This is a genomic window from Streptomyces sp. H51 (assembly GCF_035656535.1).
Lineage (GTDB): Bacteria > Actinomycetota > Actinomycetes > Streptomycetales > Streptomycetaceae > Streptomyces.
Window position 1 is genome coordinate 414865 of sequence record NZ_JAYMHD010000087.1, and the last position, 18187, is coordinate 433051.

Consider the following 18187-nt stretch of genomic DNA (forward strand, 5'->3'; position numbering starts at 1 on the left):
GCGCCTCATCTCCCGGGCACATGGATCGGCCGTCGCCGCGCCCTCGATGCCGACCTGGACGCACGCGGGTGGAGCCCGCCGGGGAGCGCGGGTCTGCCGGGGGACGCTGTTCCTGGACACGCCGCCGGTCACCCCGCTGCCGCTGGTCACCCCCGCCCCTGCCGGTCACCCCCGCCCCTGCCGGTCACCGCACTGCCGCCGGTCACCGCACCGCCACCGGCCGCCTGAGGTCTTCGCCCGCACGGCCGGCGGCGGCCCGGCGCGCGGCCGGCCCCATCGCGTAGGACGCCGCGACCGTCACGCCGCCCAGCAGCAGCCACCCCGGCGTCCCCCACCCCACCAGCAGCGAGGTCAGCACCAGCGGGCCCAGGGTCCGGGCGACCGTCACCCCGGTGCCGAAGAAGCCCTGGTACTCGCCCACCCGCCCGGCCGGGGCCAGGTCGAACGACAGCTGCCAGGAACCCGCCGACTGCCCCGTCTCCGCGACCACCTGCAGCACGCCCCCCGCGACCAGGACGCCCACCGCGAGCCAGGGCGAGACCCCCGCCGACAGCGCGAACGCCGCGCACGCCCCGAACATCACCCATCCGGACCGCCGCAGGACACGCGTGGCCGACGCGAGCCCGGTGACCGAGCGGGCCGCGCGCACCTGGAGGAGCGTCACCCCGACGGTGTTCAGGACGAACAGCGCGGAGACCAGCCAGACCGGTGCGCCGGTCCGCTCCGTGATCCACAGCGGCAGCCCCAGGCTGAGCACCGGCATCCGCAGCAACAGCACGGCGTTGAGGAGGGCGAGCAGGGCGTACGGGCGGTCGCGCAGCACCCCGGGGGAGTCCCGCCGACGCACCGGCGCGGACGGCGCGGGCGGCGCGGGCGGCGGGGACGGCGGGGACGGCACCGACGGCGCGGACGATGTGGGCGACGGCACGGGCGGCACCGACGGCAGCCGTGACAGCATCCCGGCGCACGCCGCGAAGCTCACCGCGTCCAGCGCCAGCACCGCGAGATACGCCTCCCGCGTCCCGGCCTGCAGCGCAAGCCCGCCGAGTCCCGCGCCCACCGCCAGCCCGGCGTTCAGCGTCGACTGCAGACGCGCGAGCAGCCCGGTGCGCTCCCCCGCGGGCACCAGTCCCGCCAGCAGCGCCTGCCGGGCCGCCGCGAGTCCCGACTGCGCGGTCGCGTACGCGCACGCCGCCGCCACGAACGGCACGAAGCCGCGCACGACGAGGAAGGACGCCACCGCGATCGCCGTCGCCGACGCGAGCAGCACCGCCGTGCCGCGCGGCCCGCGCCGGTCGGCGAGCCGCCCGAGCGGCACCCCGGCCGCCGAGCCGGCCGCCCACGCGAGGGTCAGCCCGAGCCCCACGCGCGCGGGGGCCAGCCCGACCACCCGGGTGAAGAACAGCGCCGAGGTCACGTAGTAGGCGCCGTCGCCGATCGAATGGGACAACTGGGCCAGCGCCAGGACGCGTCGCGGACCCGCGGGAGGGACGAGGCGATTGGTCATGCCGTCGACGCTAGGCAGGGAATGGACCGCTCGGCAGATCCAATGAGAACCCGATCCAATGGCCCAATATTGCCCGGCGTCGCGCCGGTCAGGCGCCGTCCAGCACCTTGGCCAGCACCTCCAGCGCCTCCGGGTACACCCGTTCCCGCGGTGTCCCGTAGCCGACGACGAGCCCCTGCGGCCGTCCCTCGCCGGGGGTGTGCCAGTGGTCGCCGAGGTGTCCGACGGCCAGCCCCTCCGCCTCGGCCCGCGCCAGGACGTCCGCCTCGTCGGCGACCTCCACGAGCGCGTGCAGCCCGGCCGCGATCCCGCGCACCGTGCGCCGCGAGCCGAGCCGGTCCAGGAGCTGGTCCCTGCGCCGCCGGTACCTCAGCCGGCCCGCGCGCACGTGCCGGTCGTAGGCGTGGCTGTCGATGAGTTCGGCGAGCGCCAGCTGGCCGATCGTCTCGGTGTGGTGGTCGCTGTGCAGCTTGGCGTCGGCCACCGCGTCGACCAGGTCCGGCGGCAGCACCATCCAGCCGAGCCGCAGCGCGGGGCCGAGGGTCTTGGAGGCGGTGCCGAGGTAGACGACCTGGCCGGGCGCCATGCCCTGGAGCGCGCCGACGGGCTGGCGGTCGTAGCGGAACTCCCCGTCGTAGTCGTCCTCGACGATCAGCCCGCCCCGCGCGCGTGCCCAGTCCGTCAGCGCCCGCCGCCGCTCCGGGTGCAGCGTCACCCCGGTCGGGTACTGGTGGGCGGGGGTGACGACGACCGCGCCGACGTCCCCCAACTCCTCCGCGCACACGCCGCGTCCGTCCACCCGCACCGGCACCACGGTCCCGCCGTTGTGCCGCACCACGTCCCGGTGGAAGGGCAGGCCGGGGTCCTCCATGGCGATCCCGGCGCCGTCCAGCACCCGGGTGAGGAGCGCGAGCCCCTGCACGTACCCGGAGGTGATCACGATCCGCTCGGGCGGCGCGATGACGCCCCGCGCCCGCCCCAGGTACCCCGACAGCGCCGTGCGCAGCTCGACGCGGCCGCGCGGGTCCCCGTAGTCGTACGCCAGCAGGGGTGCCGTCGCGATGGCGCGGCGCAGTGCGCGCAGCCAGGCCGCGGCCGGGAACGCCCCGACGTCCGGGCTGCCGGGCCTGAGGTCGAACCGGGGCACGCGCGCGTGCGCCGCTGCCTCCGGCGTGCCGGTGTCGACCGAGGGCAGCGAGGCCACCCGGGTGCCCGAGCCCTGGCGGGCGGTCAGGTACCCCTCGGCGACGAGCTGGTCGTACGCCGCCTTGGCCGTGCCCCGCGAGATCCCGAGCTCGGTGGCGAGCCGCCGGGTGGCCGGCAGCCGGGTGCCCGGCGCGAGCCGGCCGTCCCGCACGGCGTCCCTCAGCGCCCGCTCGAGACCGATGCGCCGGCCGTCCCCGGCCTCGGGTTCCAGATGCAGATCGACACCGACACCGGACCAGAAGTCCGCCACGAAGACCCTCCCCCTAGGTACGTGAATCCAGGCATGTGGATCCAGGCACGTGCGTCCGGGCACGTGCGTCCGGACATGGCGCATGACCGGGCACGTGCGTCCGGACATGGCGCATGACCGGCACGTGCGTCCGGGCACGTCAATGGCCGGGCACCCTACTGGTACCCGGCCATCGCCGCCTGTCAGCCCTTGCTGTCCTTGCTGTCCGTCAGAGCGGCCATCCAGGCCTCCACCTCGTCCGACCGGCGCGGCAGCGCGGCGCTGAGGTTCCGGTTGCCGTCCTCGGTGACCAGGATGTCGTCCTCGATGCGCACGCCGATGCCCCGGTACTCCTCGGGCACCGTCAGGTCGTCGGCCTGGAAGTACAGCCCCGGCTCGACGGTGAGCACCATGCCTGGCTCCAGCGTCCCGTCGACGTACGACTCCACGCGCGCGGCGGCGCAGTCGTGGACGTCCATGCCGAGCATGTGCCCGGTGCCGTGCAGCGTCCAGCGGCGCTGCAGCCCGAGCTCCAGCACCCGCTCCACGGGACCCTCGACCAGGCCCCACTCGACGAGCTTCTCGGTCAGCACGTGCTGCGCCGCGTCGTGGAAGTCGCGGAACTTGCCGCCCGGCCGCACGGCCGCGATGCCGGCCTCCTGCGCCTCGTACACCGCGTCGTAGATCTTCTTCTGGAGCTCGGTGAAGCGGCCGTTGACCGGCAGCGTGCGGGTGACGTCGGCCGTGTAGTAGCTGTGCGTCTCCACGCCCGCGTCCAGCAGGAGCAGGTCGCCGGAGCGCACGGGCCCGTCGTTGCGCACCCAGTGCAGGGTGCAGGCGTGCGGGCCCGCGGCGGCGATGGTGCCGTAGCCGACGTCGTTGCCCTCCACGCGCGCACGGAGGAAGAACGTTCCCTCGATGTAGCGCTCGCTGGTGGCCTCGGCCCGGTCGAGGACCCGTACGACGTCCTCGAAGCCGCGCACGGTGGAGTCGACGGCCTTCTGCAGCTCGCCGATCTCGAACGCGTCCTTCACCAGCCGCGCCTCGGACAGGAAGACGCGCAGCTCCTCGTCGCGCTCGGCGGTGACCTTGTCGGTCAGGGCGGCCTCGATGCCGGCGTCGTACCCGCGCACCACGCGCACCGGGCCGGTGGCCCCGCGCAGTTCGTCGGCGATTTCGCGCACGTCGGCGACCGGGATGCCGTACAGCTTCTCCGCCTCGGTCAGCGAGTGCCGACGGCCCACCCACAGCTCGCCGTGGCCGGAGAGCCAGAACTCGCCGTTCTCGCGGTTCGAGCGGGGCAGCAGGTACAGCGTGGCGACATGGCCGTCCCCCTTCGGCTCCAGGACGAGTACGCCGTCCTCGGTCTGGTCGCCGGTGAGATAGGCGTACTCGACCGACGCGCGGAAGGGGTACTCCGTGTCGTTCGAGCGGGTCTTGAGGTTGCCCGCGGGGATGACCAGACGCTCGCCCGGGAACCGCGCGGACAGCGCGGCGCGGCGGGCGGCGGTCTCGGCTGCCTGGGCGACCGGTCGCAGGTCTCGCAGCTCGGTGTCGGCCCAGCCGGACTTCATGTTCTCGGCCAGCTCGTCGGAGACACCCGGGTAGAGGCCGTTCTTGCGCTGCTCGATCGGCTCTTCCTCGGAAGCCTCCGGGGCCGCTGCGGCAGCAGCTCCGTCGGTCACAGCCGGCAGCTCATCAGCCACGGTCATCCTCCTTGATACGGCACAGGACCGCTCCATCGTACGGTCGTACGGAAGGGGGCCCAGGCCCCGAGCACCTGTTACCGCGGGCAGCGGCGCGTCACCGCGCACCAAGACGCATGTACGGGGACGTATGCACAGGGACATGCGCTGTACGGGGACGTGCGCGTGGGAAGGCATGCGTGCGGAGAACGCGCCCCGGCTCACCCGGGTCGGGGCTCAGCTGAGACGCGGGGGCAGGGGTCAGTCGAAACGCGCCGCGAGCAGCACGACGTCGTCCGCGCTGTCGTCCGCGTCCAGCCCGTCGGGCAGCATCGTGCGCAGTACGTGGTCGGCGACCGCGTCGGGGTCGTGGCGCAGCACCCGGGGCACGCCGGCCGCCGCCGCGTGCAGCCGGGCGAAGGCGCGGTCGATCGCGTCGCCGGTGCGGTGCAGCAGCCCGTCGGTGTACAGCAGCACCGTCTCGCCGAGCCCCGCCTGCATCTCCACGCTCGGCGCCTCCCAGCAGGCGAGCATGCCGAGCGGTGCGGACACGGACGTCTCGACGAACTCCGTGCGGCCCTCGCCGAGCAGCAGCGGCGGGCAGTGCCCGGCACCGGCCAGCGTGATCTTGCGCAGCGCGGGCTCGCAGTAGGCGAACAGGGCGGTGGCGGAGCGGGCGGGCTCGGTGAGTCTGAGCAGCAGCTCCAGGTCGGACAGCACGGCGACCGGATCCTCGCCCTCCATCACCGCGTACGCCCGGAGGCTCGCCCGCAGGCGGCCCATCGCGGCGACTGCGCTGGGGCCCGAGCCCGTCACCGAGCCGACCGCGAGACCCAGCGCCGCGTCCGGCAGCGGCAGCGCGTCGTACCAGTCGCCGCCCCCGCGCGGGCCGGTGCGGTGGCGCACGGCGAGCTGGACGCCGGCGACGCGCGGGAGCCGGGACGGCAGCAGTTCCTCGGCCATCGTCGCCATGCGGGTGCGGGCGCGCTCGACCTCCACCAGCCGGGCCAGGTACTCACCGGCGTACCGGGCGTACAGGCCGACGAGGTGACGCTGGCGCTCGCTCGGTTCGGCGGGCTCGTCGTACAGCCACACGGCGGCGCCGACGCGGCCCAGGGTGTCGGTGGCCAGGGGGAGGGCGTAGCTCGCGGCATAGCCGAGGCGGGCGGCCACCTCGCGGTGGCGCGGGTCGAGCCCGTCCTCGGAGAGCAGGTCGGGCTGGGCGATCTCCCGGTCGCAGCCCGGCAGTCCGTCCAGGATCCTCCCGTACGACATGGCGCTGCGCGGCACGGTCTCGATGTGACCGAGGTCCGCGTGGGCGAGACCCAGGCCGATCGTGGTGTCCGGCCCGAGCCCGTCGCCGGGCTCGAGCACGACGAGGCCGCGCCGGGCGCCCACGAGGGCGGATCCGGCGCGCAGCAGTTCGGTCAGGGCGTCCGCGAGCGCGTCCGTGCGCACCAGACGTTCGGTCAGTTCGTGGAGTGTGGTGAGGTCCGAGACCCAGCCGGCGAGGCGGTCCTGGAGCAGGGCGCAGGGCGGGTTTGGCGGCGTGACCGGCGAGGTACCCGAGACGACGGACATCGGCGCGACAGTGTGTGCGGGAGCCGGGACCGTTGAATCGATTCCGGCCACTTTCGGAGGGTGAGGGGCGTTCATGGCAACCGGCTTTCCGACCGGTGCGTACTGCTCAAAAGCATCGCAAACCCCCATGTCGTTCTGCGCCGCTGGCAGTGTCTCCACATGTACACGCACTCGTAAGGGGATGTCCAGCATTGTCCTGCGGGGATTCCTGGTGTCCCTGAGGACTCAGTGGACCCCTTGCTAAAAAGCAAAGTTGGCCTAAAAATGACTCGGGCAACGGGGCATTGCGGTCGACTGGGTTTGCTCCACGGAGCGTCACAGCGGTCGTGATGGGTACGTACTCGGAGAAGACCAGGGGCGGTTGGCAGTTGCCCGGAACCTGGTGACCGACCCGGGCGTCCTATCCACCGACGACCGTGCCCCATCCTCCCGTGGCGGAGGCGAAGAGAAATACGCGCGACGCAAAACGCCAGACTTCGCCACCCCCACGCCACGCCCGTGCTTTTGACAGACGCAGCAAGGGCGAGGCTGCCGCGGACGCAGCCGACGCTCGGCCAAGAGGGGTTTCCCTGTGCCTCCGGCACGGGTGTGACGCGCCAACAGGTACGCACAGTGAAGTGATCTACACATGGTGTGATGTGGCCCACGGTGTTGCCAGCGGTGCAACGGAAAGGAACGAGCGCTCATGCGCGAGATCCTCGGAAGGCGACGCAGGCTCCTGTCCCAGCGCAGCGACGGGAGGCCTGAGTCGATCAGCGCGGCCCTGACCTTCGCGGCCGGATGGCAGTGGCCCGTGCTCCCCGGCGTGACAGCGGACCCGAAGGGGCGCTGCGGCTGCCCCGACCCCGAGTGCACGGTGCCCGGTGCGCATCCCTTCGACCCCGGCCTGCTGGCGGCCACCGCCGACGCCCGCATGGTGCGCTGGTGGTGGACCAACCGCCCGACCGCGCCGATCATCCTGGCCACCGGCGGCAAGGCCCCCTGCGCGGTCAGCCTGCCGGCCCTCGCCGCCGCGCACGCCCTGACCGCCCTGGACCGCGCGGGCATGCGCCTGGGCCCGGTCGTCGCCTCGCCCAGCCGCTGGGCGATCCTCGTCAAGCCGTACTCCATGGAGCAGTTGGGCGAGCTGCTGTACGCCAAGGACTTCGTCCCCGGCTCCCTCCGCTTCCACGGCGAGGGCGGCTACATCGCCCTGCCCCCGTCCGAGACCGGGGAGGGCGAGATCCGCTGGGAGCGCGCGCCGCTGCCCGGCTCCGCCGCCCCCTGGGTGCCCGACGTCGAGGCCGTGGTGGACGCCGTCGTCGAGGCCCTCACGCGTGCGGGTGTGAGCGCGCCCGAGCTGTGACGGTGCCGGGCGCGCCCGAGTTGTGACGGTGCCGGGCGCGCGCCGGACCGGGCGCGCCCGTCGCTGTCGGCTGCACCGTCGCTGTCGGGTCCCCGTCGCCGTCGGCTCCCCGCCGCCCGCCCTCGTCCCGCCGCCCGCCGTCGTCCCGCCGCCCTCCGGCTCCCGTGAGCGTCCCGGAGCAGCGCGGCCATGCCCGCGATCCGGCAGCAACCCCCTTGCGGTAGCTGCCAGTTGACAGGCGGCGACCTTCTGTGAAGAACCGTGCACATGAAAAGACCCGGTTGCTGGCGACGGGGGATGCACCAGCAACCGGGCTACTGGAACGGTAACAAGAGATCGGCGGTTCGCAAATTCCATCCGGGCTTTCCAGTCACCTATCCACTTGCGCGGCAAGGGAGTTGTGAGGGAAGTTTCCGGTCCGCGCGAGGGCCGGTCCGGCCGGACGGACGGCCGTCCGGACCGGCCCTCGCGCGGGTGTCAGCTGAGCGTGACCTGCCGGTTGGTCAGGCCGCCGCGCGCCCGGCGCTCGTCGGCGGTCAGCGGGGCGTCCGCGGCGAGGGCGTCGGCCAGCCGCTCGGCGAACTCGGCCGCCGGCTTCTCCACGTCCTCCGCGCGGACCTCGCTCGGCAGGTCCCAGACCGGGACGGTGAGCCCGTGAGCGCGGAAGGAGCCCACGAGGCGGGTGCCCTCGCCGAGGTTCGACCGGCCCGCCGCGTGCAGCCGCGCGAGGGCGTCCAGAAGCCGCTCCTCCTCGTGCGGCATGACCCACCGCAGATGGTTCTTCTCCGGCGTCCGGCACCAGTACGCGGCGTCCACACCGGTCAGCCGGACCGTCGGGATGGCCGCGGCGTTGGCCCGCTCCAGGGAGGCGGTCACCTCCGGCGTGGCGTTCTCCGAGTCCGGAACCCAGAACTCGAAGCCGCTGTGCACAACTGGCTCGAAGGCGCCTTCGGGGTCGAGGAGATCCTGCAGCCGCGGACCGTCGGCGGGAGCGCGGCGGCCCTGGACGGGGGTGCCCGGCTCGGCCGTGAGGGCGCGCCGGAGGGTGTCGGCGAGGTCGCGGCTGATGTCGCCGGAGGCCGTGTCGTTCTGCAGGCCGAGCAGCACCGAGCCGTCGTCGCGGCGCAACGCCGGCCAGGCCATCGGCAGCACCGTGGCGAGGGTGACCGACGGAACGCCCTCCGGCAGGCCGTCCTTGAGCGTCAGCTCCACCGTGGCCGCCGGGACCAGCTCACGCAGCGCCACCCAGTCGCACTCGGCGGGCAGCCCCTCGAAGGGACGCTGCACCAGCTCGGTCACGGCCTGCGCGGCGGCCCGGCCGTGGCAGGCCTTGTAGCGGCGGCCGCTGCCGCACGGGCAGGGCTCGCGGGCGCCGACAACGGGAACCTGTCCATCAGCGCCTGCCGCGCCGGCCCCGACGCTGGTCTGGGGGCGCTTGGCCTTCGTCTGAGGTCGCTTCTTGGCCATCGTGGGGTCTCCCGGTTACGGCTCGTCTCGTACGGGCGGGAGCCTAGCCGTTCACGCCACGGGACACGGGAGCCTGTGGACGACGCGGCCCGCGTGCCGTCCGGGGCCGGGCGGGGAACGCCCCGCGGATGCCGGCCCGGGCCGTCTCCCGGCCGCTCCGGGCCGCGCGGACACCGGCCCGGGTCGCCCGCGGGCGGGCCCAGGTCGCCCGGAGGGTCAGTCCAGGTCGTCGAACGCGTCCGCGAAGTCCAGGCCGGCCAGCCCGCGTATCGCGGACAGGGACGGGGCCGTGACGCGCGTAGCGAAGTCGTCGCGGCGATACCCCGCATCCGGATCATGAACGTCCTGGTGGACCACCACCCAGACGGTGACCTCGCCGCGCACGTCGTCGCGTACGCCCCAGTCGTCGGCCAGCGCCGTGATGATGTTCAGCCCGCGGCCGCCGTGCGCGGTGACCGAGGGCGTGGCCGGAGCGGGGCGGGTGGGACCGCCGCCGTCCGTCACCTCCACCGTGAGCCTGCCGCACGGGTCGACCCGCCACGCGGCCCGGACGTCACCGTCCCCGGCCAGGGCGTCGCCCAGCGGCCGGCCGTGCTTGCACGCGTTGCTCAACAGCTCCGACAGAATCAGTACGGCATCGTCGATGACCGCTTCCGAGACCCCGCCCCTGCGCAGCTGCTCGCGCATCCGGTGCCTTGCCTCGCCCACGCCCGCAGGGCCATGGGGTACGGCCATGCTCGACGACGTGGGCACCTCCTGTGCCACCACCAACGCCACCCCCGAGACCTCCTTCGCCCCACGCCACGGTGTGGATGCCCCATTGGCCTGTACCGGAAACCGGCCAATCCCGGTGCGGTGACGCATTCGAAATGAGCGAACACAGAGCGAACGCGCCGGAGCACTCCCCGTAGTCGTGTGGCTGGATTTCTACTATGTGGCCGAGACTGAAGATGCTGCAGGTGTGTCGTGAGGTCAAGCGTTTCGTCAGAGGTCTTCACCGGTCGCCCCGCGGCCGGTCACCTGCGGCCCGGTCACCCGCGGAGCTGGTGCAGCACCGCCCGCGGCCGGTTGGTGATGATGGCGTCGACACCCAGCTCGACGCAGAGATCCACGTCCTCGGGCTCGTTCACGGTCCACACGTGCACCTCGTGACCGGCCCGTTTCAGCCGCTCCACGTAGGCCGGGTGGCTGCGCACGATGCGCATGCCGGGGCCCGCGATCCGGACACCCGCCGGCAGCCGTCCGTCGCGCAGCCGGGGCGAGACGAACTGCATCAGGTACACCGTCGGCAGCGTCGGCGAGGCGGCGCGCACGCGGTGCAGCGAGCGCGCCGAGAAGCTCATCACACGCACCGGCGACTCCTCGGCCGAGGCCGGCGCGTCCAGTCCGAACCGCTTGAGGAGCACCAGCAGCCGCTCCTCCACCTGCCCGGCCCAGCGGGTGGGGTGCTTGGTCTCCACGGCCAGTTCCACCCGGCGCCCCGCGTCCGCGACCAGCTCCAGCAGCCGCTCCAGGGTCAGCACGGCGGTGTGTTCGCGGTCCTCGGGCCGGTGCTCCCAGTCGGGCTCCTCGTCGCGCGTGCGCCAGGCGTCCCGCGTCTTCCAGGAGCCGAAGTCCAGGGCGGCGAGATCGGCGAGCTCCAGCGCCGAGACCGCACCGCGGCCGTTGGACGTACGGTTGACGCGACGGTCGTGGACGCAGACGAGGTGGCCGTCCGCGGTGAGGCGTACGTCGCATTCGAGGGCGTCGGCGCCGTCCTCGATCGCCTTCCGGTACGCGGCCAGGGTGTGCTCCGGGGCCTCCTCGGAGGCTCCGCGGTGGGCGACGACTTGGATCCGTTGCTGCCGTGCGAGGGTCACGGCGTCATGGTGCCACCGAGTAGGGGGTAAGCGTGCTCTCGGCGGAGACGAGATTGCGCCCTTTTTGTCGCACATGACCTATATAAGGAATGGTCCCGTACCCACAGCAGCCGCTTATGGTGCCCTGACGGACCATGGGAAAAGCTGACGGCATACAAAAAGACGTGCACAGCTGCCGCGCGCCGGGCCGTCGACCAGCGTGAACCAGCGTGACCCAAGACAACAGCCGTGGATCGAGGAGAGAAGCTGTGAGCACCGAGAACGAGGGCACCGCGGTACCCCCGGCCCCGTCCGCACCTCCCGTGCCGGTGGATGCTCCCGCTCCCTCGGCGCCCGCCGCCCACGAGGGCAGCACACCGATGGCGCCGCTCACGCCGTCCCCCGCGGGCGGCCCCCAGGGCTACGGCCCCGCCGCCGACGCGCAGGGCTACGGCCCCGCCGGTTCCGCCGGCCCCGTCGGCTCCGCCGCCGACGCCGCCTGGCCGCCCCCGCCCCCCGCCACCCCGTCCTACGCCGACGCGGGAGGCGACTCGGGCGGCGGCTGGGGCTCGCCCCACCAGCAGCCCGCGCCGAAGTCCGGCCGGGGACGGGGCGGCCTGGTCGCCGCGGTCCTGGTGGCCGCGCTGGTCGCCGGCGGCCTGGGCGGCGGCCTCGGCTACACCCTGGCCAAGAACGACGACAACACCGGTTCCACCACGGTCTCCGCCTCCGACACCGGCGGCTCCATCAAACGCGACCCCGGCACGGTCGCGGCCGTCGCCGCCAGGGCGCTGCCCAGCACCGTCACCATCCAGGCGGAGTCCACCAGCGGTGAGGGCGGCACCGGCACCGGTTTCGTCTTCGACACCCAGGGCCACATCGTCACCAACAACCACGTCGTCGCCGACGCGGTCGACGGCGGCAAACTCACGGCGACCTTCCCGAGCGGCAAGAAGTACGACGCCGAGGTCGTCGGCCACGCGCAGGGCTACGACGTGGCGGTCATCAAGCTCAAGAACGCCCCGTCCGACCTCAAGCCGCTGACGCTGGGCAACTCGGACAAGGTCGCCGTCGGCGACTCCACGATCGCCATCGGCGCCCCCTTCGGCCTGTCCAACACGGTGACGACGGGCATCATCAGCGCCAAGAACCGGCCCGTGGCCTCCAGCGACGGCACCGGCAGCAACGCCTCCTACATGAGCGCCCTGCAGACCGACGCGTCGATCAACCCGGGCAACTCCGGCGGCCCGCTCCTCGACGCCCAGGGCAACGTCATCGGCATCAACTCGGCGATCCAGTCCACCGGCAGCGGCGGCCTGGGCGGCGCCAGCCAGTCCGGCTCGATCGGCCTGGGCTTCGCCATCCCGATCAACCAGGCCAAGTACGTCGCCCAGCAGCTGATCAAGACCGGCAAGCCGGTCTACGCGAAGATCGGCGCCTCCGTCTCCCTGGAGGACTCCTCCAACGGTGCGAAGATCACCGACCAGGGCTCGGGCGGCTCCGCCTCGGTCGAGCCGGGCGGTCCCGCCGCCAAGGCAGGCCTCAAGCCCGGTGACGTCATCACCAAGCTCGACGACACGGTGATCGACTCCGGCCCCACCCTGATCGGCGAGATCTGGACCCACCAGCCCGGCGACAAGGTCACGATCACCTACGAGCGCGGCGGCAAGTCCCACACCGTCCAACTCACCCTCGGCTCCCGCCTCGGCGACAACTGACCGCACACCCGCGCACCGACCCGTTACCCTTGTCCCCGCGCCACCGATCACCGGCCGGCGCGGGGTGGGTTGCCCGAGCGGCCTAAGGGAACGGTCTTGAAAACCGTCGTGGCGCAAGCCACCGTGGGTTCAAATCCCACACCCACCGCAGCGTGGCGCGGCCCCTGACCTGGCTTTTCGGCCTTCGGTCGGGGGCCGTTCCGGTCCGGGGAGCCGGTGAGCCGTCCGCGGTGGCCCGGGCCGGGGACCGCCGTGTGTCCCGGGCTTCCGCGTGTGGGGTGTCACGCCTGTCCGGGGGGGTGTGACGGGTCTGTCCTGCGTCTGTGACATCCGGTCGCCGGGGGCTGTGGCGCGGTGGGGGCCGCTGCTACGTTCCCGCTCCGGGGAACGGCCGATCGGGTCGTCCTTGATCAGGGGGGATGTCCCAGATGAACGCCGACCGTCTCAGACCCGCAGTCCTCGCGTTCACGGCCGTCGCGCTGGCCGCCGTCCTCACCGCCTGCCAGGAAGGCGGCGGAACCGGAGCGGCGGCCGACGGTACGGCCGCCTCGTCGCCCGCCACGTCCGCGTCCGCGTCGACGCCGAGCGGCGCCGCGGCGGCCACCCCCTCGGCCGGCAAGGGCGGCGGCACGTCCGCCGCGACCTCCGGCGCCAAGCCGGCCGCCTCCGTCAAGCCCGCCGCCCCGGCCAAGCCCGGCGCGTCCGAGGCCGGCTGCGTCGACAAGGCGCCGACCCCGGACGAGGTCGATCCGGACGAGTTCGCCGTGTACCGCGTCGAGGAACTCGACGGCAGCACCGGCAAGGTGAACCTCGTCGTCCAGCACGGCGCCTGGGGGTGCCCCGGCGGGGACGGCGACGGCGTGCCCTTCGTCGTCACCGGTGAGGACAGCCGCTGGGCGCTGGACCAGGCCGCGTACGTCACCGCCACGAACCCCATCACGGACAGCAGCGCGAACCAGCGGATCGGCGTGCAGGAACTGATCGACTGGATCGACGCGCACCCCGACTCCGGCCTGGTCTTCCGGTACCGGACCGGTGCCGACGGCTCCATCGACCGACTGGAGCAGGTCTACTCGCCCTGACGGTCGAGGTTCGCCGTCACGGCCGGCGCCCCGTCATGCGGGCCGCCGAGGCGATCGTCGCCCGCGCCTCGCGTTCGGACAGGCCGGTGTCGAGGGCGGCGTCGACCAGCGGGGCGACGAGCGCGGGGCCGATGCCGTTCTCGTAGGCGCGGCAGGCGGCCCAGAACAGGCGGGTGTTGCGCTGGCCCTCGTGCGCGGCGAGCACGAAGTGGATCAGGCCCTGGCCGTGGTCGCCGGCCGACGGGTGCGTCGCTGGATGGAGGGGGCGCGGCGGCGGCAGAAGCAGGCGCAGGAGGGCCGGCGGGCACGCCGCGGGGGCGAGGCGTGCGGTGCCCGGAGCCGTCGTGTACACGCCACGGTCGGTACGGGAGCCGGGGCCGACCAGGTAGCCGCCCGCTCCCCGGATGTCGATGCCGGGCGCGAGACGGCCGGCGGAGTTGGGCACGGCGACGTCGGGCGGGCCGGTCAGCCACAGGTGGCGGCCGCCGCTGGGGGTGAGGACGACGACGGTGTCGGGGATGGTGAACAGGTGGCGCAGCGCCAGTTCCCGCAGCGCCGCCGAGGAGTCCGTGTCCGACTTGGTGTCGAGGTCGATCCCGATCAGGTGGTGGGGCGGAAGGCCGCAGGCGATGCCGTAGCCGGTGGCCCAGGGGGCGGCGGCGAACAGCTCGCGGATGCGGGCCGGGTCGGTCGAGGCGTCGTACACCCCGTGGCCGAAGCGGCCGCACTCGCCGTGACAGGGGCGGGGGTCGGGGTCGTCGCGGTGGGGGGAGCGCAGGGCCGGGAGTTTCGTGCGGGTCAGCGGGATGACGGCCAGGCCGCGTTCGGCGGCTGACAGGGCGTGCGCGAGGGCCAGCGTCGTGGCCTGCCGGTCGGTGGTGGCCATGCTCCCATGTTCGTACGCGCGTTCGAAAAATGGAAGAGGGGGTGGTTGCGACACGCGGGGGTGGAGGTCCGGGGCGGGGCCTCTGCCGGAACGGTTCACCCCTTGCGGCGCTTGGGGTGGGGGGCGAGTGGTCTGTCCTGGTCCGGGGTCGGAAGTGGTGAAAGGGGTTTATCGATACGCCGTAGCACTTAGGGGCGAATCGCGGCTTCCAGGGTGGTTCGCCGGGGATGCGGTGGGCAACCCTGGTCTTGCGACGTCGTGCACGGAGTCCGGGCGGTCGGCCAACCGGCCCGGTGAAAGCCCTACTTGACGGACCTCCGGCCAGGAAGCCGGATTCTGGAGGAAGCACATGGCAAGCATCCGTACCGCTCGCGTCACCGCCGCCGTCTCCGCCCTCCCGCTGGCAGCCGCCCTGTTCACCGGAGTCGCGGCGGCGGACAACGGCGCCTTCGCGAACGACGACTCGAACGCGGGAGTCGCGAGTGTCGTCGGAAGCGGTGTCGGGCTCGACAACTACGGCAACTCGTCCACCACGCAACAGAACGCGGTAGGCCCCGGCGCCACGAACCAGAGCAACGCCATCCAGGTCAACGGCTCCGATCGCACGGCCCTCCAGCAGGGCAACGGGAACGTTGCCATCCACTTCGCTCCGATGCGGTGACTCGATGGCCCTGACCTCGGGGCCGGGGGAACGTGCTTCGCAAGGGGCGTAGGGCGTCTGCGCGGCGGTCGCGGCGGTACTCCGGTGCCGCCGCGCGGACGTACGCGGGCGCGGACGGCCTTCTTGACAGCTTGACAGCCCACGAGATCTGACGGACAGTCAGAAACCCCTGCGGGGCGGAGCGGTGCCGCCCGGGACGCGCGGTCGCGGCGCGCGGTCGCGGCGCGCGGCCACGGTGAGGGGTCACGACGAGCGGTCACGACGAGGGGGCGACAGTGAGCGGCGAGCCGGAGACGGAGGGGGACGACGGCCTGGAGGCGCGGCTGAAGGCGTACGAGGGCCGGGCGGCGGCCGTGGCGTGCCGGGGCAAGGACCCCGTCAACGCGCCCATGATCCGGCACTGGTGCGAGGCGCTGGGAGACGCCCACCCCGCCTACGCCGGCCCCGACCCCGTCGCCCCGCCCACCATGCTCCAGGTGTGGACCATGGGCGGCCTCTCCGGTCACGGGCGACGCGCGCGGGCGTACGACGAACTGCTCGGCCTGCTCGACGAGGCGGGCTGCACCGCCGTCGTCGCCACCGACTGCGAGCAGGAGTACGTCCGGCCCCTGCGCCCCGGCGACGAGATCACCTTCGACGCGGTGATCGAGTCGGTATCCGGGCCCAAGACGACCCGGCTGGGCACGGGCTGGTTCGTCACGACCCGCACGGACGTGCGGGTGGGCGCCGACCTGGCGGGCACGCACCGCTTCCGCATCCTCAAGTACGCCCCCGCGCGCCCGCGCACCGGCCTCACGAGCACGGGCTCTCCGCGCACGGGTGCTCCGCGCACCGGGCCCCCGCGCCCCTATAACCCGCGCCCCGATTCCCCGCGCCCCCGCCCGGTCGTCAACCGCGACAACGCCGGCTTCTGGGAGGGCGTCGCGCGGCGCCGCCTGCTGATCCAGCGGTGCGTGGGCTGCGGCGTGCTGCGCTTCCCGTGGCTGCCGGGGTGCGGCGCCTGCGGCTGCCCCGACTGGGACACGGTCGAGGCGAGCGGCGAGGGGACGGTCCATTCGTACGTCGTCGTGCACCATCCACCCGCTCCGGGCTTCGACCCGCCCTACGCGGTGGTGCTGGTCGAACTCACGGAGGGCGTCCGCATGGTCAGCAACGTCGTGGGGCTGCCCTGCGACGACGTGCGGATCGGGCTGCCGGTGCGGCTCGCGTTCCAGGCCGACGGCGAGGAGCCGGTGCTGCCGGTGTTCCGTCCCCGGGAGGAGGCCGCATGAGGGCCGGCGAGAAGCTCCCGCCGCTCACGATCCCGGTCACCCGCACCCTGATCGTCGCCGGGGCCGTCGCCTCACGCGACTTCCAGGACGTGCACCACGACGCCGAACGGGCCCGTGAGAAGGGCTCACCGGACATCTTCATGAACATCCTGACGACCAACGGCCTGGTCGGCCGCTACGTCACCGACCACTTCGGCCCGGCGGCCGTGCTGCGCAAGGTGGCCATCCGGCTCGGGGCGCCCAACCACCCGGGGGACACCATGGTGCTGACGGGCACCGTCGAGGAGGTCGACGGCGACACCGCGACGGTCCGGGTGGTCGGCTCGAACAGCGTCGGCGATCACGTCACAGGCACGGTGACGGTCACGGTCCCCGACTCGGCCACGGTGACGGTCACGGTCCCCGACCCGGGCGGTGTGTCATGAGCCTGCGCGCTGCGGACGCCCTCGGCGGGCGGGCGGCCGTGGTCGGCATCGGGGCCACGGAGTTCTCCAAGGACTCCGGGCGCAGTGAGCTGCGGCTGGCCGCCGAGGCGGTACGGGCCGCGCTGCGGGACGCCGGACTGCGGCCGGCGGACGTCGACGGAATGGTCACGTTCACCATGGACACCAGCCCGGAGATCACCGTGGCCCAGGCCTGCGGGATCGGCGAGCTGTCCTTCTTCTCCCGCGTCCACTACGGCGGCGGGGCGGCCTGCGCGACCGTCCAGCAGGCGGCACTGGCGGTGGCGGCGGGCGTGGCGGAGGTCGTGGTCTGCTACCGCGCCTTCAACGAGCGGTCGGGGCGCAGGTTCGGCTCCGGCGTGCGGCACCGGGAACCGTCGGCGGAAGGCGCGGCGCTCGGCTGGGTCCTGCCGTTCGGGCTGCTGACCCCGGCGTCCTGGGTGGCCATGGCGGCCCGGCGCTACCTGCACGCCCACGGGCTGACCCCGGAGGCGTTCGGGCACGTGGCCGTGGTGGACCGCGAGTACGCGGCGACGAACCCGGCGGCGTACTTCCACGGCCGGCCGATCACCCTCGCCGACCACGCCGCCTCGCGCTGGATCGTGGAGCCGCTCCGGCTCCTGGACTGCTGCCAGGAGACCGACGGCGGCCAGGCCGTCGTCGTCACCTCCCTGGAACGCGCCCGCGACCTGCCCCGCCCGCCCGCCGTCGTCGCGGCGGCCGCCCAGGGCTCGGGCCGCGCACAGGAGCAGATGACCAGCTTCTACCGGGACGATCTGACCGGGCTGCCGGAGATGGGCGTGGTGGCGCGCCAGCTGTGGCGGACGGCGGGCCTGGGACCGGCCGACGTCGACGTGGCGATCCTGTACGACCACTTCACCCCCTTCGTGCTGATGCAGCTGGAGGAGTTCGGGTTCTGCGGGAGGGGGGAGGCGGCGGACTTCGTGGCCGGGCGCACGGTGCCGCTCAACACGCACGGCGGGCAGCTGGGCGAGGCGTACCTGCACGGGATGAACGGGATCGCGGAGGGTGTGCGGCAGGTGCGGGGCACCGCCGTCAACCAGGTGCCGGGTGCGGAGAAAGTCCTGGTCACGGCGGGCACGGGAGTGCCGACGTCGGCCCTGCTGCTGACCGCCGACGGCTGAACCCTCATCGGGTCGGGGGCGATCGTCCACCTTCAGGAGGTGGGGCCGGCCCCACCCCTACAACCTGAGTCGGACTCCCCTTCGGGACCTGCGGCCGATCCGCCCGGCCCGCGCCGCTCCTAG

15 protein-coding genes and 1 tRNA gene are annotated in these 18187 nt (G+C 73.5%); 8 read left to right on the forward strand and 8 right to left on the reverse strand.

Annotated features, from left to right (window positions below; genetic code table 11):
• Positions 1–202: 202 nt before the first annotated feature.
• The 4 genes from VKA29_RS35485 to VKA29_RS35500 form a co-directional block, all read right to left on the reverse strand.
• The gene (locus tag VKA29_RS35485) at positions 203–1507 is read right to left on the reverse strand and encodes an MFS transporter (protein ID WP_324790163.1); all 1305 of its coding nucleotides are present in this window, start codon (positions 1505–1507) and stop codon (positions 203–205) included.
• A gap of 88 nt (positions 1508–1595) precedes the next feature.
• Complete coding sequence (locus VKA29_RS35490; protein WP_324790164.1) at positions 1596–2963, reverse strand: PLP-dependent aminotransferase family protein; 1368 nt, start codon at positions 2961–2963, stop codon at positions 1596–1598.
• A 182-nt stretch (positions 2964–3145) separates the two neighbouring features.
• Complete coding sequence (locus VKA29_RS35495; protein ID WP_324790165.1) at positions 3146–4654, reverse strand: aminopeptidase P family protein; 1509 nt, start codon at positions 4652–4654, stop codon at positions 3146–3148.
• A 234-nt stretch (positions 4655–4888) separates the two neighbouring features.
• Positions 4889–6400: a PP2C family protein-serine/threonine phosphatase gene (locus tag VKA29_RS35500; protein WP_324790166.1), complete on the reverse strand. Its 1512-nt coding sequence runs from the start codon at positions 6398–6400 to the stop codon at positions 4889–4891.
• Between the two features lie 493 nt (positions 6401–6893).
• Here VKA29_RS35500 and VKA29_RS35505 point away from each other — a divergent pair, with 493 nt between their 5' ends.
• Positions 6894–7553 (forward strand): bifunctional DNA primase/polymerase, encoded by a 660-nt coding sequence (locus VKA29_RS35505; RefSeq protein ID WP_324790167.1) that lies wholly within the window; start codon positions 6894–6896, stop codon positions 7551–7553.
• A gap of 477 nt (positions 7554–8030) precedes the next feature.
• Here VKA29_RS35505 and VKA29_RS35510 read toward each other — a convergent pair whose 3' ends face one another.
• The 3 genes from VKA29_RS35510 to VKA29_RS35520 all read right to left on the reverse strand — a co-directional run bounded on the left by VKA29_RS35510 (position 8031) and on the right by VKA29_RS35520 (position 10879).
• Positions 8031–9020 (reverse strand): DUF5926 family protein, encoded by a 990-nt coding sequence (locus VKA29_RS35510; protein ID WP_324790168.1) that lies wholly within the window; start codon positions 9018–9020, stop codon positions 8031–8033.
• Between the two features lie 216 nt (positions 9021–9236).
• Complete coding sequence (locus VKA29_RS35515; RefSeq protein ID WP_324790169.1) at positions 9237–9884, reverse strand: ATP-binding protein; 648 nt, start codon at positions 9882–9884, stop codon at positions 9237–9239.
• Positions 9885–10051: 167 nt separating this feature from the next.
• Complete coding sequence (locus tag VKA29_RS35520; RefSeq protein ID WP_324790170.1) at positions 10052–10879, reverse strand: glycerophosphodiester phosphodiesterase; 828 nt, start codon at positions 10877–10879, stop codon at positions 10052–10054.
• Positions 10880–11127: 248 nt separating this feature from the next.
• On the opposite strand from VKA29_RS35520, the gene VKA29_RS35525 reads away from it, so the two are divergent.
• The 3 genes from VKA29_RS35525 to VKA29_RS35535 all read left to right on the forward strand — a co-directional run bounded on the left by VKA29_RS35525 (position 11128) and on the right by VKA29_RS35535 (position 13658).
• On the forward strand, positions 11128–12576 hold the full coding sequence (locus tag VKA29_RS35525; protein ID WP_324790171.1) for a S1C family serine protease: 1449 nt from the start codon (positions 11128–11130) through the stop codon (positions 12574–12576).
• A gap of 63 nt (positions 12577–12639) precedes the next feature.
• Positions 12640–12724: transfer RNA gene (locus VKA29_RS35530), tRNA-Ser, on the forward strand.
• Positions 12725–13004: 280 nt separating this feature from the next.
• Entirely contained in the window at positions 13005–13658 is a 654-nt protein-coding gene (locus tag VKA29_RS35535) for a hypothetical protein (RefSeq protein WP_324790172.1), read from the forward strand.
• Between the two features lie 16 nt (positions 13659–13674).
• Here the strand turns inward: VKA29_RS35535 and VKA29_RS35540 are convergent, their stop codons facing one another.
• On the reverse strand, positions 13675–14544 hold the full coding sequence (locus VKA29_RS35540) for a bifunctional DNA primase/polymerase (RefSeq protein WP_324790173.1): 870 nt from the start codon (positions 14542–14544) through the stop codon (positions 13675–13677).
• Positions 14545–14893: 349 nt separating this feature from the next.
• Between VKA29_RS35540 and VKA29_RS35545 the strand changes: the two genes are divergently transcribed.
• The 4 genes from VKA29_RS35545 to VKA29_RS35560 all read left to right on the forward strand — a co-directional run bounded on the left by VKA29_RS35545 (position 14894) and on the right by VKA29_RS35560 (position 18064).
• On the forward strand, positions 14894–15205 hold the full coding sequence (locus tag VKA29_RS35545) for a hypothetical protein (protein ID WP_324790174.1): 312 nt from the start codon (positions 14894–14896) through the stop codon (positions 15203–15205).
• 275 nt (positions 15206–15480) lie between these two features.
• On the forward strand, positions 15481–16476 hold the full coding sequence (locus VKA29_RS35550; RefSeq protein WP_324790175.1) for a bifunctional MaoC family dehydratase N-terminal/OB-fold nucleic acid binding domain-containing protein: 996 nt from the start codon (positions 15481–15483) through the stop codon (positions 16474–16476).
• Positions 16473–16901 carry a MaoC/PaaZ C-terminal domain-containing protein gene (locus tag VKA29_RS35555; RefSeq protein WP_324790176.1) on the forward strand — a complete coding sequence of 143 codons (429 nt, stop codon included), beginning with the start codon at positions 16473–16475 and terminating at the stop codon, positions 16899–16901. Before VKA29_RS35550 ends, VKA29_RS35555 begins: the two co-directional genes overlap by 4 nt.
• A complete protein-coding gene (locus tag VKA29_RS35560; protein WP_324790177.1) occupies positions 16898–18064 on the forward strand; it encodes a lipid-transfer protein in 1167 nt (388 codons plus the stop codon). The genes VKA29_RS35555 and VKA29_RS35560 overlap by 4 nt, the downstream gene beginning before the upstream one ends.
• Positions 18065–18187 lie beyond the last annotated feature (123 nt).